Below are 21558 nucleotides of genomic sequence, written 5' to 3' on the forward strand. Positions count from 1 at the left end.
ATCTTCTTTTACAATTGAATTAATAGTGACACTTACCACATTCTAAACCACCTTGCATAGCAGCCGTAAGCTTCTCTACACCATATTTCTTAGACAGCTCTTCATGAATTTTATCATAATAAGCATTACCTTCTACTTTAATATCCGTATCTCTGTGACAGTTAATACACCAGCCCATTGTTAATGGTGCGTGCTGACTAACAACCTCCATTTCCTCTACAGGACCATGACAAGTCTGACACTCAATACCTGCAACACTTACGTGCTGAGAATGATTAAAGTAAACAAAATCTGGTAGGTTATGTACTCTTACCCACTCTACCGGCTTGGTTTCGCCAGTGTATTTTTGCCCCTCTTCATCCCAACCTACGGCTGCATATAATTTCTTAATTTCCTTAGTATAGAATTCGTTGGTATATCCGTTTTCTATATCCTCCTTAGAAGGACCTTCTGGATTCCCCTTGTACTCATAAATAGATTTATGACAATTCATACAAACATTCAAAGAAGGTATCCCTGAAGTTTTAGAAACCCTTGCCGAAGAATGACAAAGTACACAATCTACTTTATTATCACCTGCATGCACCTTATGCGAAAAATGAATAGGCTGCACAGGTTGATACCCTTGATCTATCCCTACCTGCATAAAGTAACCATACACAAAATAAGCACTTGCTAAAAGTAAAAATATTACAGAAACTAATACTAAGAATTGATTTTTTACAAATGCCTTCCAAATTGGCGTACGCTTTTCAGCATTTTCTTGCTCCAAGGCCACTCCATTTGCAGTTGCTATGCTACGCAATGTTTTGTTCACCATAAACAACATAACCACCAACAGACCAAACACCAAAGCCAGAGCACCTAAGATTACCTCATTAGAAACTCCTCCTACGGCAGCTTGACCTTCAGTCGCTACTCCACCCGCCACAACCACTGGTGCTTTTTCTTCTTCAGCTGTATAAGCCAAAATATTATCAATGTCACCATTGCTCAATGTTGGAAAAGCAGTCATCGGTGTATTGTTATACTCTGCTAAAATCTTATTTCCATAAGAATCACCAGATTTAATAACACCCGAGCTATTTTTTATCCAAGCGTAAATCCACTCACGATCTAATCCTTCCTCTTCTAAACGCGCCTCTACATTCCGCAATGCAGGCCCCGTTCCTTTTCTGTCTAAAGAATGACAAGAAGCACAGTTCTGATTGAAGATCTGTTTCCCCTTAACGGGATCAGCATTTTCAGTTTGTGAAAAAAGGGACACTGAAAATAACATTAATGCTATCAGATTGATACCCAAAAAATTAGAAAGTTGATTACGGTATAAAACCTTTTTCATATTTAAAATATTTCTATCGAAATCCTGGCACGATAATTACTATATAATGGGTATCCCCTTTTTATCGCCTCTTAAATTGATGGCAAAAATACGACATAAGCTTAAATTTGGAAATGTTAAGGGATTGATAATTGATAATTTATAATAATTCTAAATAATATTTATATTTAATGTTTGATTTAGAATAAATTACATTTGTAACCACAATTAATTTTTACTTTAAAAGTATATGAAAACACTTTATTACACCCTATTATTCTTATGTTTTACGGCAATTACGCAGGCACAAGAAGGAAAAATTACCATAAAACAGGACAAAGAGATTGAAACCTTATTGGATTTGTACGTAGATAACAACAAAACAACAAAACATTACTACACCATTCAAATACACTCTAGCAAAGCGTCACAAAGCGCACAAAACGCCAAAGAAAAAGCAGCAACTGATTTCCCTGGATGGCCTTCTACCTTAGACTTTATTCATGAATACTACAAAGTAACTATAGGCAAGTTTAAAACTAAATTTGAAGCCCAACAGAAATACGTCGTAGTTCTTAAAAAATATCCTAATGCACAGTTATTAAATCCACAATAATAAAACGATTAACAGCATAAAAAAAGCGATCCAATTGGATCGCTTTTTTTATGCTCTATAGTTTGGAAGATTCTATTTCAACTTCTTCTTAACCGCTACTTCTTGGAATGCTTCTACAATATCATTTTCTTTTATGTCGTTGTAGTTTTTAACTTGCAATCCACAATCATACCCTTTAGCAACTTCTTTAGCATCGTCTTTAAATCGCTTTAAAGAAGACAACTCACCAGTATAGATTACAACACCATCTCGTATTAAACGAATACCAGCACTTTTAACTATTTTACCAGTTAACACCATACAACCTGCAATAGTTCCCACTTTGGATATCTTGAATGTTTCACGTATTTCAGCCGTACCCAGTATCTCTTCTTTCATTTCTGGAGAAAGCATACCTTCCATAGCATCCTTAAGATCATTAATTGCAGCATAGATTATAGAATACATTCTAATGTCTATTTCTTCTTTTTCAGCAATTGACCTTGCGTTACCCATTGGCCTCACATTAAATCCAATTATAATAGCATCAGAGGCAGAAGCCAATAACACATCAGATTCTGTAATTGGTCCAACCGCTTTATGTATAATATTTACTTGAATTTCTTCTGTTGATAATTTCTGGAATGAATCTGTTAATGCCTCAACCGAACCATCCACATCACCCTTAAGGATAATATTAAGCTCTTTAAATTCACCCAAAGCAATACGTCTACCAATTTCATCTAAAGTAATATGACGCTGTGTACGAACAGATTGCTCTCTTTGTAACTGCGAACGTTTGGATGCTATTTGTTTCGCTTCACGCTCATCTTCAAAGACATTAAACTTATCACCTGCTTGTGGCGCACCATCTAAACCAAGAATAGAAATTGGCGTAGAAGGACCTACCTCTTTAACAATTTTACCACGTTCATCTTGCATGGCTTTGATTTTACCACTACAAGTACCGGCCAAAACATAGTCCCCAATTTTTAAGGTACCAGCTTGCACCAATATCGTAGAAACATAACCTCTACCTTTATCTAAGAAAGCTTCAACTACTGTTCCTGAAGCCAACTTATTTGGATTGGCTTTAAGCTCTAATAATTCAGCTTCCAACAATACTTTTTCCAAAAGCTCTTTCACTCCCGTACCTACTTTTGCCGAGATATCATGTGATTGTATTTTACCACCCCAATCTTCTACCAACAAATTCATTTGTGCTAGTCCCTCTTTAATCTTATCCGGATTAGCTGTAGGTCTATCTATTTTATTAATCGCAAAAACAATTGGTACACCGGCTGCTTGAGCGTGACTAATTGCTTCTTTGGTTTGTGGCATAATGTCATCATCTGCTGCAACTACAATAATTGCAATATCTGTAACCTGAGCACCACGAGCACGCATTGCCGTAAAGGCTTCGTGACCCGGTGTATCTAAAAATGCCATCTTTTGTCCGTTATCTAACTGAACACCATAGGCACCAATATGCTGGGTAATACCACCACTTTCACCTGCAATTACATTTTCTTTTCTTATATAATCTAAAAGCGATGTTTTACCGTGATCTACGTGTCCCATTACCGTAACGATAGGAGCACGAGGTAATAAATCTTCCGGCGCATCTACTTCAACTTCAAAAGATTCTTCAATTTCAGCAGCAATAAACTCTACCTCATAACCAAATTCATCAGCGACAATTGATAATGTTTCAGCATCCAAACGCTGATTCATAGTCACCATAATACCAAGAGACATACAAGCAGAAATAATTTGCGTACTAGACACTTCCATCATAGTTGCAACCTCCCCTACAGTAACAAACTCAGTTACCTTTAAGATTTTACTTTCTAATTCTTGTTGTTCAAGATCTTTTTCTGTCTGTTGACGGTGTTGATCTCTTTTATCCCTTCTATATTTAGCTCCTTTTCCTTTTTTAGATTTACCCTGAAGTTTCTCCAAAGTTTCTCTAACCTGCTTTTGAACTTCTTCTTCAGTAGGCTCTACTTTAACAACAGGAGCCCCGAATCTTCCTTTACCAGCTTGTACAATTTTTGCTCTTGGTCCACCCGGACTAGGCCTCTGGTTGTTTCCAGGACCATTGTTATTACTAACAATTCTTTTACGTCTCTTTTTCTTATCCGCACCAGCTGCATCCACTTTCTTAGGCGCTTCTTTCTTTTTAGGCTTCTTAAATTGAGACAAATCAATTTTTGCACCCGTAAGTCTAGGCCCTGATAACTTTTTATACTGTGTCGTAATTACATCACTTTCTTTCGACTCTGTAGCCTCCTCAGGCTTATCTGCTGCAGGCTCATCAACTTTAACCTCATCTTTTTTTGCCGCAACTTCCGTCTTTTCATCTGGTTTTTTAGCCTCCTCTGTTTTTGCTATGTCCTTTTTAGCAACCTCTGGCTTTACCTCTTCTTTAACAGGAACCTCTTCTTTTACAACAGGCTTTTCTTCTACAACAGCTTTTTCTTGCGCTACAGGTTTCTCTTCCTTAACAGGTTCTACTTCCTTAACAGGCTCTTCTTTCTTAGCAGGCTCTTCTTTTTTAACAACTGGAGCAGTTTTCTTTTTGCCGCTGTCCAAATCAATTTTACCAACTGTTTTAGGACCCGATAATTCTACCCTAGCCTTTACAACTTCCTGAGCAGCATTGCGTTTCTCTCTAGCAATTCGCTTGTCTTCTTGCTCTTGCTCTAAGCGCTGTCGGATTGCCTCTTTTTCCTTACGTTTTTCCTCGCCAACTTCCTTAGAAGCAACTTTTTTACTCATATCTGTTTGGAACTCATCCAAAAGAACTTGATAAACCTCATTGGAAATCTTAGTGGTAGGCCTTGCCTCCACCTCGTGCCCTTTGGACGAAAGGTGGTCTATAGCCCTATCTAAAGAAATATTTAATTCTCTGAGGACTTTATTGAGCCTTATTGTTGCATTCTCTGCCATAAACAAGTATTCGTATTCTTAAATTTTTGCTAATATATAGCTTAATCTTCTAATTCTTCTTTAAGTATGCGTACAACTTCTAAAATTGTTTCCTCTTCCAAATCTGTACGTTTTGCTAAATCATCAGAATCTTGTTCCAGAACGCTTCTCGCCGTATCCAATCCAATCTTCTTAAATTCATCTATAATCCAGCTTTCAATTTCATCTGAAAATTCCGTTAATTCAACATCCTCTTCTACTCCTTCACGGAACACATCTATCTCATAACCAGTTAATTGTCCTGCCAGTCTAATATTATGACCTCCTCTACCAATTGCTCTAGAAACCTCATCTGGTTTCAGGTACACCTGAGCAGTCATTTTCTCATCATTTAATTTAACGGATGATATTTTTGCCGGACTCAATGCTCTTGTAACTAGTAATTGTGGGTTACTTGTCCAATTAACAACATCTATATTTTCGTTTCCTAATTCTCTTACAATACCGTGAATTCTAGAACCCTTAACACCAACACAGGCACCTACAGGATCTATACGATCATCATAAGAATCTACAGCCACTTTAGCCTTTTCTCCAGGAATACGAACCACCTTTTTAACCGTAATTAATCCGTCAAAAACTTCCGGTATCTCTTGGAAAAACAATTGCTCCAAAAACTTAGGTGATGTTCTAGACATAATAATAGATGGCTTATTTCCTTTAAGCTCTACGCTTTCAATGATACCACGAACATTATCTCCTTTTCTAAAGAAATCTGAAGGTATTTGCCTATCCTTAGGCATCACCAATTCATTTCCTTCATCATCCAACAAGATAATTGCTCTATGTCTAATATGATGCACTTCAGCCGTGTAAATTTCCCCTTCTAAGTCTTTAAATTGCTTGTAAATGGTAGTATTATCATGCTCGTGTATTTTTGCGATTAAGTTTTGACGTAACGCTAAAATTGCTCGCCTACCTAAATCCACCAACTTTACTTCTTCAGAAACATCTTCTCCTACTTCAAAATCTGGTTCAATTTTACGGGCATCACTTAAGGAAATTTCTTCATTTGAATCCTCAACCTCATCATCTTCTACAACAATACGGTTTCTCCATATCTCCATATCCCCTTTATCAGGGTTAATAATGATATCAAAATTATCATCAGAACCAAATTTCTTTTTTAAAGCATTACGAAACACTTCTTCCAAAATTGCCATTAACGTTACCCTATCTATGAATTTATCATCCTTAAATTCTGAGAAAGATTCTATTAGCGCAATATTTTCCATATTGATTTATTTATTAAAATTTTAATATAACTTTTGCTTCTTTGATATCAGAAAAGCGAATTTCTTCTTTTTTCTGAACGGTAACTTTTCCTTTACCTATAGGCTTTGGCTCTCTAGCCTTCCACTCCAAGGTAATCGCATCTTCTGTTGCGGCAGTTAAAATCCCTTCAAAACTACTCTCAGCAGTTCTTATTTCCATTTTTCTACCGATGTTTTTTGTGTATTGCCTAGGCATAACCAAGGGTGAAGTAGCTCCAGCCGACGCAACTTCCAAAGAAAAATCCTCCTCTTCCCGGTCTAAGTTGTGCTCTATAGCCCTACTAACTGCCATACACTCCTTTAGGGTAACACCATTATCACCATCTAAGACAACATTAATTTTATTGCCCGGAGTCACTGAATAATCAATCAAGAAAAGCGATTGGTTTTCCGCCAATGCCCCTTCTAACAACGCTGTAACTTTATCTTTAAACATAATTCTTTTTACAGAAATTTAAACAAACTAAAAAAGTATAGTTAATAAAAGAGGGGACTATTAAGTCCCCTCATGAATACATTATATTCTTTCAGCGGTGCAAATATACATATTATTTTTCAGAAATTAAAGTATTCCAAACTGTTGTTTAGTGATTTAAGTAGTATTTTTATAATCCAAACATAAATGACCTACAAAAAATGGAAATACTATCCCCTTACAACCTTATTATTGTCGCATCAATCATCATCATAATCTCATTTCTTTTTAACGGCATTTCAAAAAAAACAAATATTCCTTCCGTATTAATGCTTATAATCCTCGGCATTATACTTAAATATGTTTTGGAATTTATTGGCGAAGGCAATATCGACTTTTTTGCCTCTTTAGAAATTCTAGGGATTATAGGCCTAATTATGATTGTCCTTGAAGCAGCACTCGAATTAAAACTGAAAAGAGAAAAACTCGTCCCCATTTTAAAATCCATGTCCATTGCTCTGATTGGCTTGGTAGCATCCGCATGGGTAGTCGCAGAAATACTATTCCATTTTATAGACGGAATGACTAAGACATCTGCTTGGCTCTATGCCACACCCCTTTCGGTCTTGTCCAGCGCTATTATAATCCCCAGTGTTAGTGGACTCTCTGAAGCCAAGAAAGAATTTCACATTTACGAGAGTACTTTCTCTGATATTATGGGAATCATGATGTTTTACTTTCTAACAGGAAATTTAAATCCAGCAAAAGAAGCCGGAAATGGCGTTGCCAGTTTTGCCGGAAATATTGGTCTTACTATTGTGATTTCTATCATTGCCAGCTACGCTATTATCCTAATTTTCCAACAAATAAAATCACAAGCAAAACAGTTTTTGTTAATTGCAGTACTTCTCTTGCTATATGCACTAGGCAAGAAACTTCATTTATCTTCTCTGATAATTATTTTGATTTTTGGTTTAATTATAGCCAATATGAATTTATTTTTTGGAGGGTTTTTATCAAAATACTTAAATAAAGAGCGCGCAGAACAGATCTATCACGAACTACACATTATCACTTTAGAAACCGCCTTTGTTGTCCGCACCTTTTTCTTTGTAATCTTTGGAATCACCATTGTATTATCCTCTTTGTTCAGCATAACTGTGGCATTGACTAGCCTACTCATTATCGCTTCTATTTACCTCATTCGATTTATCATTTTACGTGTTTTTTTTGGAAGTGATATTTTACCACAACTCTTTATTGCCCCCAGAGGATTAATTACTATTCTATTGTTTTACGCTATTCCTGAAGAAGCCCAGATCACAACCTTTGATTCTGGCATTTTATTATTCGTTATCATAGGCACAAGCCTCATTATGACGGCCGCTATGATTAAGGACAAACACAAAATGAAAACCCTCCTAGATGAGCTCGATGATGAAATTGACACATGGGACAAGTTAAATGACGAAACCAAAAACGAGGAAGAAGGGGAAGAAATTCCTACAACTGTAACATTAAATCTTTCGAAGAAAAACAAAGACGCTTCTGAAGACCCCTTGAATCGCTAAGAACTAATTCACAATGGATTAGAAAAAAATTTTCAACAATTAAACCTTGCATTGTATTGTATTTCTTTCGTGAAATCCGATTGCTGATGCTGTAAATAACACTAGAAACAACCTATTTTAAAAGGAAAGGATGATTTTTCTACATTCACGAAAAAACCCTTCAAAGAAAAAGATTAAAATTGAAAAATCCTTCGTAAAAAACTGGATTTCAGTTAATTAGAAGGATTTTTTGTTGGCCCACAAGGACTCGAACCTTGAATGTCGGTACCAAAAACCGGTGTGTTACCAATTACACCATGGGCCAATCTCTATTAAGAGGCTGCAAATTTATAATAAAGTTTTGGTTACACAAAACAATTTTTAAAAAAATAAATAAAGTCTGTTAAACCTTTATAAAATTATGCCCGTCATATATCAATTTATTACTAAATTCGCCACAATCTTAAACCGAATACATTATGTTCTCCAAGAATTTTAAAAAATGGGACACTATCCTAGGCTGGGTAGCTTTTTTAATTGCCTCCATTACTTATTTAATTACCGTAGAACCTACTAGTAGTTTTTGGGATGCAGGAGAATATATTGCAACATCGGCAAAATTACAAGTTGGCCACCCACCAGGAGCCCCTTTATTACAAATGATAGGTGCTTTCTTTGCAATGTTTGCCACAGACCCTACCAAAGTTGCTAGTATGGTAAATTTTGTCTCTGGAGCCTCTAGTGCCTTTACCATCTTGTTTATGTTTTGGTCTATTACCAATTTAACTAAAAAATTAATTCTTAAAGATAGCATCCTTACCAACAGCAAAGCCATCGCCATATTAAGTAGTGGTTTGGTTGGTTCTTTGGCATTTACCTTTTCAGACAGCTTTTGGTTTAATGCTGTAGAAACTGAAGTATATGCAATGGCAAGTTTTATTATGGCATTACTGCTATGGTTAGGTTTAAAATGGGTAGATGAATTAGACAACCCAAGAGGCAACCGATGGATTATTATGATCTCCTTTGTGGTTGGTTTAACTTTTGGAATACAATTTATGGGCTTTTTAGCCATACCTACCATTGGTTTATTGTTTTACTTTAAACGCTACAAAGAAACTACTGTTAAGAACTTTTTACTAGCCAATATAGCTGTAGTAGCCATTTTAATGATGGTTTATAAATTCTCACTTACCTATGTACTTCAGCTCTTTGGTTGGGGCGAAGTATTCTTTATAAACAGTATTGGCCTACCATTTAACTCTGGTTCCATTATTATCGGCCTTTTATTTATAGCAGCCTTTTACCTAGGTCTTCGCTACACTAGAAAAAACGAATACAAAACCGCAAACACCATTGTATTGTGTACTATGTTTTTGTTTTTAGGGTTTTCTTCTTGGTTAATGCTTCCCATTCGTGCAAATGCCAATGTTGTAATTAATGAGAACGATCCAGCAGATGCAAGATCACTATTGGCTTACTACAACAGAGAACAATATCCTGGCGTAGACAGCCCAATCTATGGCGCGTATTACTCAGATGCCTTTGCCCCTGGAGGCGAAGAAAAAGACGACAAGCCTAAATACGAAAGAAATGATGCCTTAGGCAAATACGTTATTGTTAACAAATACAAGAACGCTTCGCAAAGTGCAGACAAAAAACACATTGGTATTTTACCTCGAATGTGGTCTAGAGAACATGCGGAAAATTACATGAAATATTACGGGGCCTTAGATTTTAAAATTGCCCGAGAACATTTATCAAGCAATGAGTTAAGAGAAGTTGCCAACAATCTAAAAGATGGTTTTGCCAAAGGTGAAATCGGGGCCGATCAATACATTGGTTTTTTAAAAGAGGCTCAGGCTGAAGGTTATATAGAAGTGCTCCCACCAAGTGTTTGGGACAATGTAAAATACATGGTAGACTTTCAATTTGGCTATATGTATTGGCGTTATTTTATGTGGAATTTTGTTGGAAAACAAGACGATGTCCAAGGCAGGTATAACAATCACGGAAATTGGATAAGTGGTATTGGAGTTATTGACAACATGCGTCTGGGCAGTCAAGACAATTTACCCAGTGATGTTTTAGACAACAAGGGCCGAAACACCTATTATTTTTTACCTCTAATTTTAGGAATTATCGGAATTCTTTTTCAACTCAAGAAAGACCCAAAACAGTTTTGGGCACTTTTTGTTTTCTTTATGTTTACAGGCCTTGCTATTCAATTTTACACCAACCCCTATATTTTTCAACCTAGAGAAAGAGACTACTCCTTAGTGGGCTCCTTTTATGTCTTTTCTATTTGGATTGGCTTGGGAGTTGCCGGTTTGTTTGATGAATTTAGAAAATTTTTATCCCCTAAAATCCTGGCTCCCGTAATAAGCATAGCCTGCCTCCTTGCCGTACCCGTTTTAATGGCATACCAAAACTGGGATGATCACGATAGATCTAATAAATTTACAGCAAACAGCACGGCGAAAGCCTACTTAGACTCCACCGAAGAAAATGTTGGTGCTATCATATTTACTATTGGTGATAATGACACCTTTCCGCTTTGGTACGTTCAAGAAATTGAACATTATCGCACAGATGTTCGTGTAGTAAACACTAGCCTATTTGCAACAGACTGGTATATTGATCAAATGAAAAAGAAAGCATACACGAGCGACCCTATTCCATCACAACTAACTCATAAAGAATACCGTTATGGTTCTAGAGACGCTATTTATCACCAAGAACTACCTCAGTTTAAAGATAAAAGGTGGAATATTAAGGATTTCATGAACTGGATTGGGAGCGACAAGCCACAAACAAAATTTAAGTATCTTTTTGAACTTCAAGATAGAGATGTTTCTGGTTATCCTGAAAGTACTTTAGACTTTGTTTACTACCCTACCAATAAAATACGTGTTCCAGTAAATAAGGAAAATGTCTTAGAAAGCGGCTTAGTGAAAGAAAAAGATGCCCATTTAATTGTGGATTATATCGACATTGATTTACCTAGCGCAATGGGCAAAAACCGGATTCTCATGTTAGACATTCTTGCCAATAACGATTGGAAACGTCCGTTGTACTTCTCTGGAGGTAGTTTTGACAACGGGGAATACCTTTGGATGAAAGAATATTTACAGCTAGATGGTTTGGCCTATAAATTAGTTCCTATTAAAACAAAAAACCAAAGCCCCTATGATATGGGCCGGATAGATAGCGACCTAATGTATGATGTTGTTAAAAATTGGGAATGGGGCAACTCTGGAAGTTCAGAAATATACCATGATCCACAGACCAGAACACAAGCAATATCTTACAGAGGAAACTTAGCGAGATTAACAGAGCAACTCATCAGCGAAAACAAAATAAACAAAGCCAAAGATGTTATTGAGATTAGCATGACCAACCTACCTGTAGACTATTTTGGTTATTATGCCTTTGTAGAACCGTTTGTAGATGGCTATTACAAGGTAGGAGAAACAGAAAAAGCAAGGGCTTTATTTGAGCAGTTAAAAACGAAATACCAAGAAAGCCTAACTTATTATTCTACCCTAGCCTTAGATGTACAATACAGCCGTAGAAATGATATTCTAGGCGACTTAGAGGGCTATATCAGAATAGTAGACATTCTCTCAAGCAATAAAGACACCCAGCTTGAAGAAAAGGAAAACTTAATCCTCAATGAATATTTAGATAAGTTCAATCATTTTGTTCAAGGCAATAGTAGGTTAATGCCAGATACCCCTGAAGAAGACACTTTGTTAGATCCCGACATGCCAGATTCTAATACAGTAGATACTATTTCTGCTGTATTGGAAGAGATTGGCAATTAAAACCCATAACAAATCACCACAGTGCCTTTTTTTAAACCTATAAAAAAAGGTATAGTATAAAAGGGCAATAGCCCTTGTTTTACGATATAGAATTTTTAGTTGTTAAAGGTATTCGTTTAACAACCCAATAAGAGTATTGGCATCTAGCTCACCACTTTGGCGCCATACCATTTCACCTTTTTTATAAATCATAAGGGTAGGCAGCCCCTTAACACGAAGCGCTTGAGATAGCTCTTTGTTTTTATCTACATCAATTTTAATCACTTTTCCTTTATCCCCTAAAGCAGCAGCTACATCCCTAAGAACGGGGTGCATTGCTGTAGATTGCTCATTCCACTCTGCATAGAAATCTAGCAGTACTGGCATATTTAAATCTATAAGTTCTCCAAATTTAGACATATATATATCTTTCCGTTGTTAATCAAAAGTAATAAAAAATGTTAAATTAAAAAGGGTGGGCTTTAATTTTACAATTTAAAGTGATAAAATTAAGTTAATTCCTTCTTTTTTAGGGTAATTACGGTGATTTCAGGCCATATACCCACTCTTCCTGGATATCCTAAAAAACCAAAACCACGATTCACATTTATATATTGCCCCATTTCTTTATAAATTCCCGCCCAATGTTTGTACCTCCATTTTGCCGGACTCCATTTAACCCATCCCGGAATCTCTATTCCAAATTGCATCCCGTGGGTATGTCCACTAAGGGTTAAATGATAATGATAATCATCTTTCAACACTTTTTGCTCCCAATGCGATGGATCGTGGCTCATTAACACCTTAAAATCTTCACTAGCAACATCTGCTGATGCTAATTTTAAATCTCCTGCTTTTTTAAAACCACCTTTGCCCCAGTTTTCTACTCCAACCAATGCTATTTTATCGGTTCCTCTTTGCAAAAAACGACTTTCATTTAAAAGCAAATCGAACCCAATATCCTTTTGAATTTGCTTGAGATCTTCTAAATTCTGGCTTTTTAAGGCTTCCGTTTCCCATTGCACATAATCTCCATAGTCGTGATTCCCTAAGATTGAAAATTTACCGTCTTTTGCTTCTAACTTGTCAAAAACATCGATCCATGGCACCATTTCATCAGCCCTATTGTTTACGAGATCTCCCGTAAATAACAAAACATCACTCTTCTGCTCATTAATCAAATTAACAGCATACTCAATTTTTGCCCTATCGTCAAAACTACCACTATGTATGTCTGATATTTGTGTAATTTGATACCCATCAAAGGCCGCTGGTAAATCGTCAAAAGCCAATTCATACTTTAAGACCTTAAAGTTGTATTTCCCTTTAACCATACCATACAATACAGCGCCAAAAGGCAAGGCAGCAAGACCAAGCGCAATTAAACTTAAAAATCGCCTTCGCGTTGGCATAAAAAACTCTTGTGACTCCCCAAAAAATTTATTGTAAACACCTGAGATTAATCTAAAACTATCTTCAGAAACCAGAAAAATTAAAATGATAATATTAAAAGACAACACTGCCAATAAAAACCCAAAAGCATAACTCATTCCAATACTCAACACTCCCCCTGTACTACCAAGACTAAATTGATAAACAAAATTAGCAAGTACAGCTATAGTAATTCCTATATAGATATAATGAACCCAACTCGCCCTTGTTGCCGTTTTTAATCCCTGAAAGGCATAAAAACTAAAAGCAAGAAAAATTAATACAAAAAATACCCAACGTAACATACATTATTTTTTTGCAAAGGTAAAGTTTTCACACCTAGACAAAACCATTTAAGGTTTATTTAACGTGCAGCACCACTTCCCTAATTGTTTCTATATCAGATATAGCCACCTGATCTTCTTTTAAAAACGAAGGGGAATTCATAGAAAATGGAGGTGCCTTATCTAAGGTTTTATAGAATTTAGTTCCAGACATATGCAAGGCAGGAAAACCTTCTACTATGAAGTCATTGGCGTTTGTTGTACGCACCCCTCCACCCGGCATAATTTTACAGCTTGTAGACAGCATGTTTAGTTTTGACAACAAAGAAAAGCCTTCTGGAGCCGATTTTTGTTGTCCTGATGTTAGTATATAATCTACCCCCATTTTTTGCAACTGCTCAAAGGTAGCCACAGGATCATTTACCCAATCAAATGCCCTATGAAAGGTAAATTCTAACGGTTTTGACAACTGTATCAGTTCTTGGGTACGTACTACATCTAAGGTAAAGTCTTTGTGCAACACCCCAGAAACAATTCCATTGCAACCCAATGCCACACACAATTCAATATCCAGTTTCATACTGTCAAACTCCGCATCGGTATAAGTGAAATCGCCACTCCTGGGTCTCACCAACACATTTACGGGTATTTCCAATTCTTGTATTGTTTTTTTTAGCAACCCATAGGATGGTGTTACCCCTCCCACACCAAGTTCAATACACAATTCTATTCTATCTGCTCCTGCTTTTTGTGCGTTTAAAGCAGATTCAAATGAATTTGCACATACTTCTACAATCATATTCATTATATTTAAAGCCTAAAATTAGTCAACCTATAAATATGAAACGAAGAAAATTTTTAAAAAATTCTACCTTAAGCACTGCAGGTTTAGTTTCGGCTCCTTTACTGGCTTCTTGTGCCGACAAAAAAACTGCTATTTTACCGGCAGAAACGCAAACAATTAAACCAATAACTGTTTGTACCTGGAATTTTGAAAATGCAAACGCTACTGCTTGGAAGGTACTAGCCAATGGCGGAAATGCGCTAGATGCTGTTGAGAAGGGTGCTATGGCTGAAGAGGCCGACATAAAAAACACAACCGTTGGTATTGGGGCAACACCAGACCGCGACGGAAATGTTACTTTGGATGCATGTATTATGGACAAGGAAGGTAATTGCGGATCTGTGGTTTACCTACAAAACATAGCCCACCCTGTAGCTGTAGCTAGAAAAGTGATGGAAGAGACACCACATATCATCTTAGCGGGCAAAGGAGCAGAACAGTTTGCTTACGAACAAGGATTTAAAAAAACCAATTTACTTACCGAAGAGGCAAAGAACAGATGGCTAGAATGGAAAAAAACTTCCAAGTATGAAACCATTATCAACATTGAAAATCACGATACTATTGGGATGTTAACGATGGACAAGAATGGAGATCTTGCCGGCGCATGTACCACCAGTGGTATGGCTTATAAAGTTGGCGGACGGGTTGGTGATTCTCCAATTATTGGAGCTGGTTTGTTTGTAGACAATGAAGTGGGTGCAGCAACCGCAACCGGAGTCGGTGAAGAGGTAATTAGAACTGTAGGTAGTTTTTTAATTGTTGAATTAATGCGCCAAGGAAAATCTCCTCAAGAAGCCTGTGAAGAAGGTGTAAAACGTATTATGGATAAAAACAAAGGGCGTGAAGATTTCCAAATTGGTTTTCTAGCACTGAACAAAAAAGGAGAAACAGGTGGCTATTGTGTTCACCCAGGTTTTACCTACCGCAAAGCAACAGAGGCAGGACACACTAATGAGCAGGTGGCCTCATTCTACAAAAAGAAATAAAGAAAATCGGAATTTGAGGAAATTAAATAATGGGGCTTGGGAATACGCGATATTGGTGCTGCTTTATACCTTACTTATTAAATAGTAGGCAGTAGACTAAAATTAAAAAAATAGATTTCAACCAAGCAATTCCATACAAACATAACCACAAAAATACATTCCTCATTCCTCATAAAATATTAGACAAAAAACAACAATGGCAGACCAAAAAAGACTTTTTTTACTCGATGCTTTCGCTTTAATTTTCAGAGGATATTACGCCTTTATAAAAAATCCAAGAATAAATTCTAAGGGCTTAGACACTTCGGCAATACTAGGTTTTACCAATTCCTTATTAGACGTTATTAAACGGGAGCGCCCAGATCATTTAGCAGTCTGCTTTGACCGCGGCGGGAGTGTAGACAGAGTAGAAATGTTTGAAGCCTACAAGGCAAACAGAGACGAAACCCCTGAAGCTATAAAACTCGCCATACCTTATATTGAAGAAATACTAAAGGCGATGCATATTCCTGTAATAGTAAAAGAAGGTTATGAAGCCGATGACATCATAGGCACCTTGGCAAAGAAAGCTGAAAAGGAAGGCTATAAAACCTATATGGTTACCCCTGATAAAGATTTTGCACAACTGGTGTCAGAAAACATTTTTATGTACAGACCCATGTTCGGTGGCGGTTATGAAACATGGGGGATACCCGAAGTACAAAAAAAGTTTGAAATAGAAAGGCCAGAACAGGTGATCGATTTTCTAGGGATGATGGGAGATTCGGTTGATAATATTCCGGGCTTACCTGGGGTTGGCGAAAAAACTGCTAAAAAATTCCTAGCCGCTTATGGCAGTATGGAAGGCTTGCTAGCCAACACCCACGAGCTCAAAGGAAAAATGAAAGAAAAGATTGAAGCCAACAAAGAACTTGGCTTGCTTTCAAAAAAGCTAGCACGCATTATGCTAGACGTACCAGTAGCGTTTAACGAAAAAGAGTATGAGTTAGACCAGCCAGATTTACAAAAGGTTACAGCCATTTTTGAAGAATTAGAATTCAGAAGGCTCATAGACAATCTTATAAAAACATTTGCGACAGAAACCCCAACAATAGGGACTAATTCTGCCGCTGCTGGAGAACAAAAAGAAAAGAAACAAGCAAAGACGGATACTGCTGGTGCCGGTCAATTTTCCCTATTTGGAGCAACCGGAGAAACATCTGAAACCCTAAAGCAGGAATTTTCTAGCAGAAAAACAATAAAAGATACGTCACACCTATACCAAAGCGTAGCTCCTGGCATGGCAATGAAGCTGTTTCTACAAAACTTAATGAAACAAACCTCTGTCTGTTTTGACACCGAAACAACAGGACTAAACCCCTTAACCGCTGAATTGGTAGGCATTGCTTTTTCTTGGGAAGCCGGCAAAGGTTTTTATGTGTCTTTTCCAGAAGATGTAATGGAGACACAAAAAATACTTGAACAATTACGTCCGTTTTTTGAGGCGGAACAAATCGAAAAAATAGGACAGAATTTAAAATACGATATTAAAGTACTGCGCAAATACAACATCCTTATTAAAGGGAATTATTTTGACACTATGTTAGCGCATTACCTTATAAATCCTGATATGCGCCATAATATGGAGGTATTGGCTGAAACCTATTTAGACTACACACCCGTTTCCATCAGTGAATTGATTGGGAAAAAAGGGAAAAATCAGTTATCCATGCGCCAAGTTCCCTTGGAACAGCAAACTGAATATGCGGTTGAAGACGCTGATATCACCTACCAGTTGGCAGAACACTTTAGGCCAGAACTGGCCGCTGCTAAAACAGAAGGACTCTTTAAGGACATTGAAATTCCGTTATTGAGTGTTTTAGCCGATATGGAATTGGAAGGCATTAATTTGGATACTGCATTTTTAAAATCATTATCAGCGGACTTAAATAAGGATATTTTAAATTTAGAAACGAGTATTTACAAAGCTGCTGGAGAAGAATTTAATATCGCCTCCCCCAAACAATTGGGAGAAATCCTATTCAATAAGCTAAAGCTTGTTGACAAACCAAAAAAAACTAAAACAGGACAGTTTTCTACAGCGGAAGATGTGCTTTCTTATTTGGCAAAAGAACACGCCATAATTAGAGATATTTTAGACTATCGCGGTTTAGCCAAACTAAAAAGCACCTATGTAGACGCACTACCAGACCAAGTAGAAGAAAAGACGGGACGCGTACATACAGATTATATGCAAACGGTTGCTGCCACAGGCAGATTAAGTAGCAATAATCCCAATTTGCAAAACATTCCTATTCGAACGGAAAGAGGAAGACAGGTTAGAAAAGCCTTCATACCCCGAAACGAAGAATACACTTTACTTGCTGCCGATTATTCACAAATAGAATTGAGAATTATTGCCGCCTTAAGCAACGAGACTACTATGATTGATGCGTTTAAGAATGGGGAAGATATTCACGCTTCCACAGCCTCTAAGGTTTTTAATGTCCCTATCACTGAAGTAACAAGAGAGCAGCGCAGCAATGCCAAAACGGTAAATTTCGGAATTATTTATGGGGTATCTGCCTTTGGATTAAGCAACCAGACCGACCTTAGTAGATCGGAATCCAAAGAACTTATAGATGCCTATTATGCCACCTACCCAAAATTGCGAAATTACATGAGCGAGTTGGTCGATTTTGCCAGAGACAATGGCTACGTACAGACAGTTTTAGGCCGACGTCGCTACTTAAAAGACATCAATTCCAGAAATGCGGTTGTTCGAGGGGCAGCAGAACGCAACGCCGTAAACGCCCCCATTCAAGGTAGCGCAGCGGATATCATTAAAATTGCAATGATTAATATTCACAAAAAACTTACCGAAGGTCAGTACAAAACAAAAATGCTCCTTCAGGTACATGATGAACTGGTTTTTGATGCACACAATAGCGAATTAGAAGCCGTCACCCAACTCATTAAAACAGAAATGGAAAATGCCTATATTTTAAAAGTGCCATTAGAAGTAGAAATAGATAAGGGTGCAAATTGGCTGGAAGCACACTAAGGTGTATTTTAAACAAAAAAAGGGTCTTTGACAACAGATGCCAAAGACCCTTTTTAATTGAATTTATGCTATTTTTTAGTAAATACAATTTCCATACCCGCATAATTAGCAGCATCTATATCCTCCCCCAATATGATAAAGGTATTACCCTCAAACTTTACCGTAATGGTTTCTTCATCTCCATTCTCATTAGTATACGTTAATTGATCATCATTTAATTCCCATGTAGTAATCTCCGTATCTGTTTCTTCAGGACAATCTACTTCTAAACCTGTTGGCCCTGCATTCACCATAATATGATTTAATTTACTCTTGATCACCACTGTCCCTTCTTTACTAAAGGTATAAACCAATAATTTACAGCCTTCACCAATAAGGTTGTTTGCAATCTCTTTAGGTAAATTAAGGTTTGAAGATTCTTCGGCCTTTACCTCAGTAACTTCCCAAGTTCCGATTAAATTGCTATCAGAATACAAATTCTTTTCACTATCTGTACTACAAGAAACAGCGCTTAAACATACCAACAATACAAATATTAAATTTTGTTTTATTATTTTCATCACATCTAAATTATTAGCTGTAAGAACGCAGAAAATATAATAATATTACATTTTACTCCAAAAACCAGTGAATTTAAAGACTTATTAATAGGTGACAAATTCATCAAATTAAAGCTTTTCTAAAAAACTCTAAAAATAATAAGAAATAACCATTTGTATTTAAAGTATTTAATTGTACATTTGCACCCCGTTTATCGGGTTTCAAAGTAAATTATAAAAATATATTAGTGTGGATACATTAAGCTACAAGACAATTTCAGCCAATAAAGCAACCGTTTCTAAGGAGTGGTTATTGGTTGATGCTGAAGGAGAAACGTTGGGTCGTTTTGCTTCTAAGGTTGCAAAAATCTTAAGAGGGAAGAACAAGCCTAATTTTACACCACATGTGGACTGTGGGGATAACGTAATTGTTATCAATGCAGAAAAAGTTACTTTAAGTGGTAACAAATGGCAAACTAAGACTTATATAAGACACACAGGTTACCCTGGTGGACAAAGGTCTCAGACTGCTATTGAAATGTTGGAGAAGAATCCAGCACGTGTAGTGGAAAAGTCTATTAAAGGTATGTTACCTAAAAACAGATTGGGTGCGGAACTTTTTCGTAACCTAAAAGTTTACGTAGGTTCTGAGCACAACCAAGAGGCGCAAAAACCAAGAGCAATAAACTTAAAGGATTTATAAATGGAGATAATTCATAAGATAGGCAGACGTAAAACTGCTGTTGCACGTATATACGTTTCTGAAGGAAGCGGAAACATTACGATCAACAAAAAAGATTTAAATGAATATTTCCCTACCGCTACTTTACAGTACAAAGTGAGACAACCATTTGCTTTAACAAGCAATGAAGAGAACTTTGACGTAAAAGTAAATGTATTCGGAGGAGGTATTACTGGACAAGCAGAAGCTATTAGATTAGCAATATCTAGAGCAATGTGCGAGGTAGATGCTGAAAACAGATTGATATTAAAACCAGAAGGTCTTTTAACAAGAGATCCAAGAATGGTAGAGCGTAAGAAATTCGGTCAGAAAAAAGCCCGTAAGAAATTTCAATTCTCTAAACGTTAAAAAAATATTCCGGAACTTTGTTCCGGTTTTTTTACATCAGGTTTTTCCTGATTTTTTATTCGTTGGATTTTTCCAACACCACAAGTTCATTGAGCGTCTTTAGAAAAATTCTAAAGCATAAAATTAAAACAAGTTGTCGTTGTTTTCTATTACCATATAGAAGGCACTAGTTTAGCATCTAAATGTTAAAGACTGCATACGCACTACTTTAGCATTGCTAAGTAAAACGGAACGTAAACTATTACAAAAAAAATGGCAAACAAAATTGAAGTAAAGAATTTATTGGAAGCAGGTGTGCACTTTGGTCACCTGACAAGAAAGTGGAACCCGAATATGGCACCGTATATCTATATGGAACGTAACGGAATACACGTTATTAACTTATACAAAACAGCTGCAAAAATTGAAGAAGCTAATGAAGCTCTTAAAAAAATAGCAGCCTCAGGTAGAAAAATACTTTTTGTAGCTACCAAAAAACAAGCAAAAGATATCGTTGCCGATAGAGCAGGAAAAGCGAACATGCCCTACATCACAGAAAGATGGCCAGGTGGTATGCTTACCAACTTTATCACTATTCGTAAGGCCGTTAAAAAAATGGCTTCTATTGATAGAATGAAAAAAGATGGTACTTTTTTAACTTTATCTAAAAAAGAACGTTTACAAGTTGATCGTCTTAGAGCCAAATTAGAGAAAAACTTAGGTTCAATCTCTGATATGACTCGTCTACCAGGCGCTTTATTTATTGTAGATACTATGAGAGAGCACATTGCAGTTAAGGAAGCTTTAAAATTAAACATTCCTATTTTTGCTATGGTAGATACTAACTCAGATCCAAGACCAATTGATTATATCATACCATCAAATGATGATGCTTCTAAATCTATTGAAGCAGTATTAACGCATGTTACTGATGCTATTATTGAAGGTTTAGCTGATCGTAAATCAGATAAGCAAGCAGAAAAAGAAGGCAAGGAAGAAGTAGCTGCACCAGCAAAGAAAGAAGAAGCTCCAAAAGCTAAAGAAACTCCAAAAACTGAAGAAGCACCTAAAGCTGAAGTTAAAAAAGAAGCTACTGTTGAAGCTGAAGACTTAACTAAGGTTGAAGGAATTGGACCTAAAATTGCTGAAATTTTCCAAAGCAACAACATCAATACATATGCTGATTTGGCTGGTAAATCTGTTGAAGAATTAAGTGAAATATTAGCTGCTGCCGGATCTCGTTATGCATCTAAAAACCCAGGATCTTGGCCAAAACAAGCAAAAATGGCTGCTGATGGTAAATGGGATGAGCTTAAAGAATGGCAAGACAACACTAAAGGAGGCATTGAATAACGTACTTCTTACTATAAAAAAAACAAAATATTAATTTAACATCGTCCTGAAAAA

At 36.6% G+C, this 21558-nt stretch carries 16 protein-coding genes and 1 tRNA gene; 8 read left to right on the forward strand and 9 right to left on the reverse strand.

The genetic code is table 11. From position 1 onward, the window contains the following. Window positions 1-19 precede the first annotated feature (19 nt). The gene (locus MWU65_RS00220; RefSeq protein WP_247074611.1) at window positions 20-1342 is read right to left on the reverse strand and encodes a c-type cytochrome; all 1323 of its coding nucleotides are present in this window, start codon (window positions 1340-1342) and stop codon (window positions 20-22) included. 229 nt (window positions 1343-1571) lie between these two features. Between MWU65_RS00220 and MWU65_RS00225 the strand changes: the two genes are divergently transcribed. Then, the gene (locus MWU65_RS00225; RefSeq protein WP_247074612.1) at window positions 1572-1937 is read left to right on the forward strand and encodes an SPOR domain-containing protein; all 366 of its coding nucleotides are present in this window, start codon (window positions 1572-1574) and stop codon (window positions 1935-1937) included. A 72-nt stretch (window positions 1938-2009) separates the two neighbouring features. Here MWU65_RS00225 and infB read toward each other — a convergent pair whose 3' ends face one another. Genes infB through rimP form a run of 3 tightly spaced genes read right to left on the reverse strand, consistent with a single transcriptional unit; the run spans window position 2010 to window position 6617 of the window. Then, window positions 2010-4868 carry a translation initiation factor IF-2 gene (infB, locus tag MWU65_RS00230; RefSeq protein WP_247074613.1) on the reverse strand — a complete coding sequence of 953 codons (2859 nt, stop codon included), beginning with the start codon at window positions 4866-4868 and terminating at the stop codon, window positions 2010-2012. 41 nt (window positions 4869-4909) lie between these two features. Continuing rightward, the gene (gene nusA, locus MWU65_RS00235) at window positions 4910-6142 is read right to left on the reverse strand and encodes a transcription termination factor NusA (RefSeq protein WP_247074614.1); all 1233 of its coding nucleotides are present in this window, start codon (window positions 6140-6142) and stop codon (window positions 4910-4912) included. Between the two features lie 13 nt (window positions 6143-6155). Beyond that, the gene (rimP, locus tag MWU65_RS00240) at window positions 6156-6617 is read right to left on the reverse strand and encodes a ribosome assembly cofactor RimP (protein WP_247074615.1); all 462 of its coding nucleotides are present in this window, start codon (window positions 6615-6617) and stop codon (window positions 6156-6158) included. Between the two features lie 200 nt (window positions 6618-6817). Here rimP and MWU65_RS00245 point away from each other — a divergent pair, with 200 nt between their 5' ends. Further along, window positions 6818-8167 carry a cation:proton antiporter gene (locus tag MWU65_RS00245; protein ID WP_247074616.1) on the forward strand — a complete coding sequence of 450 codons (1350 nt, stop codon included), beginning with the start codon at window positions 6818-6820 and terminating at the stop codon, window positions 8165-8167. A 232-nt stretch (window positions 8168-8399) separates the two neighbouring features. On the opposite strand, the gene MWU65_RS00250 is transcribed toward MWU65_RS00245, so the two are convergent. After that, a tRNA-Gln gene (locus MWU65_RS00250) sits at window positions 8400-8471 on the reverse strand. 154 nt (window positions 8472-8625) lie between these two features. Here MWU65_RS00250 and MWU65_RS00255 point away from each other — a divergent pair. Then, window positions 8626-11973: a DUF2723 domain-containing protein gene (locus tag MWU65_RS00255; RefSeq protein ID WP_247074618.1), complete on the forward strand. Its 3348-nt coding sequence runs from the start codon at window positions 8626-8628 to the stop codon at window positions 11971-11973. Between the two features lie 102 nt (window positions 11974-12075). Here the strand turns inward: MWU65_RS00255 and MWU65_RS00260 are convergent, their stop codons facing one another. The 3 genes from MWU65_RS00260 to MWU65_RS00270 all read right to left on the reverse strand — a co-directional run bounded on the left by MWU65_RS00260 (window position 12076) and on the right by MWU65_RS00270 (window position 14466). Then, the gene (locus MWU65_RS00260; RefSeq protein ID WP_247074620.1) at window positions 12076-12372 is read right to left on the reverse strand and encodes a thioredoxin family protein; all 297 of its coding nucleotides are present in this window, start codon (window positions 12370-12372) and stop codon (window positions 12076-12078) included. 89 nt (window positions 12373-12461) lie between these two features. Continuing rightward, on the reverse strand, window positions 12462-13688 hold the full coding sequence (locus tag MWU65_RS00265; RefSeq protein ID WP_247074622.1) for a metallophosphoesterase: 1227 nt from the start codon (window positions 13686-13688) through the stop codon (window positions 12462-12464). A 55-nt stretch (window positions 13689-13743) separates the two neighbouring features. After that, window positions 13744-14466, reverse strand: a complete 723-nt coding sequence (locus MWU65_RS00270) for a copper homeostasis protein CutC (protein WP_247074624.1) — start codon at window positions 14464-14466, stop codon at window positions 13744-13746. Between the two features lie 41 nt (window positions 14467-14507). On the opposite strand from MWU65_RS00270, the gene MWU65_RS00275 reads away from it, so the two are divergent. Both MWU65_RS00275 and polA read left to right on the forward strand, forming a co-directional pair. After that, window positions 14508-15500, forward strand: coding sequence for a N(4)-(beta-N-acetylglucosaminyl)-L-asparaginase (locus tag MWU65_RS00275; protein WP_247074625.1), 993 nt, complete (start codon window positions 14508-14510; stop codon window positions 15498-15500). Between the two features lie 196 nt (window positions 15501-15696). Then, the gene (gene polA / locus MWU65_RS00280) at window positions 15697-18543 is read left to right on the forward strand and encodes a DNA polymerase I (protein ID WP_247074626.1); all 2847 of its coding nucleotides are present in this window, start codon (window positions 15697-15699) and stop codon (window positions 18541-18543) included. Between the two features lie 68 nt (window positions 18544-18611). Here polA and MWU65_RS00285 read toward each other — a convergent pair whose 3' ends face one another. Further along, entirely contained in the window at window positions 18612-19103 is a 492-nt protein-coding gene (locus tag MWU65_RS00285) for a hypothetical protein (protein WP_247074628.1), read from the reverse strand. 229 nt (window positions 19104-19332) lie between these two features. Here MWU65_RS00285 and rplM point away from each other — a divergent pair, with 229 nt between their 5' ends. From rplM to rpsB, 3 genes are all read left to right on the forward strand, one after another. Beyond that, the gene (gene rplM / locus MWU65_RS00290) at window positions 19333-19785 is read left to right on the forward strand and encodes a 50S ribosomal protein L13 (protein WP_247074630.1); all 453 of its coding nucleotides are present in this window, start codon (window positions 19333-19335) and stop codon (window positions 19783-19785) included. Continuing rightward, complete coding sequence (gene rpsI, locus MWU65_RS00295; RefSeq protein ID WP_247074632.1) at window positions 19786-20172, forward strand: 30S ribosomal protein S9; 387 nt, start codon at window positions 19786-19788, stop codon at window positions 20170-20172. A 252-nt stretch (window positions 20173-20424) separates the two neighbouring features. Next, window positions 20425-21504: a 30S ribosomal protein S2 gene (gene rpsB, locus MWU65_RS00300; protein WP_247074637.1), complete on the forward strand. Its 1080-nt coding sequence runs from the start codon at window positions 20425-20427 to the stop codon at window positions 21502-21504. The last annotated feature ends 54 nt before the right edge of the window (window positions 21505-21558 follow it).

This window comes from Cellulophaga sp. F20128 (assembly GCF_023015805.1).
GTDB lineage: Bacteria > Bacteroidota > Bacteroidia > Flavobacteriales > Flavobacteriaceae > Cellulophaga.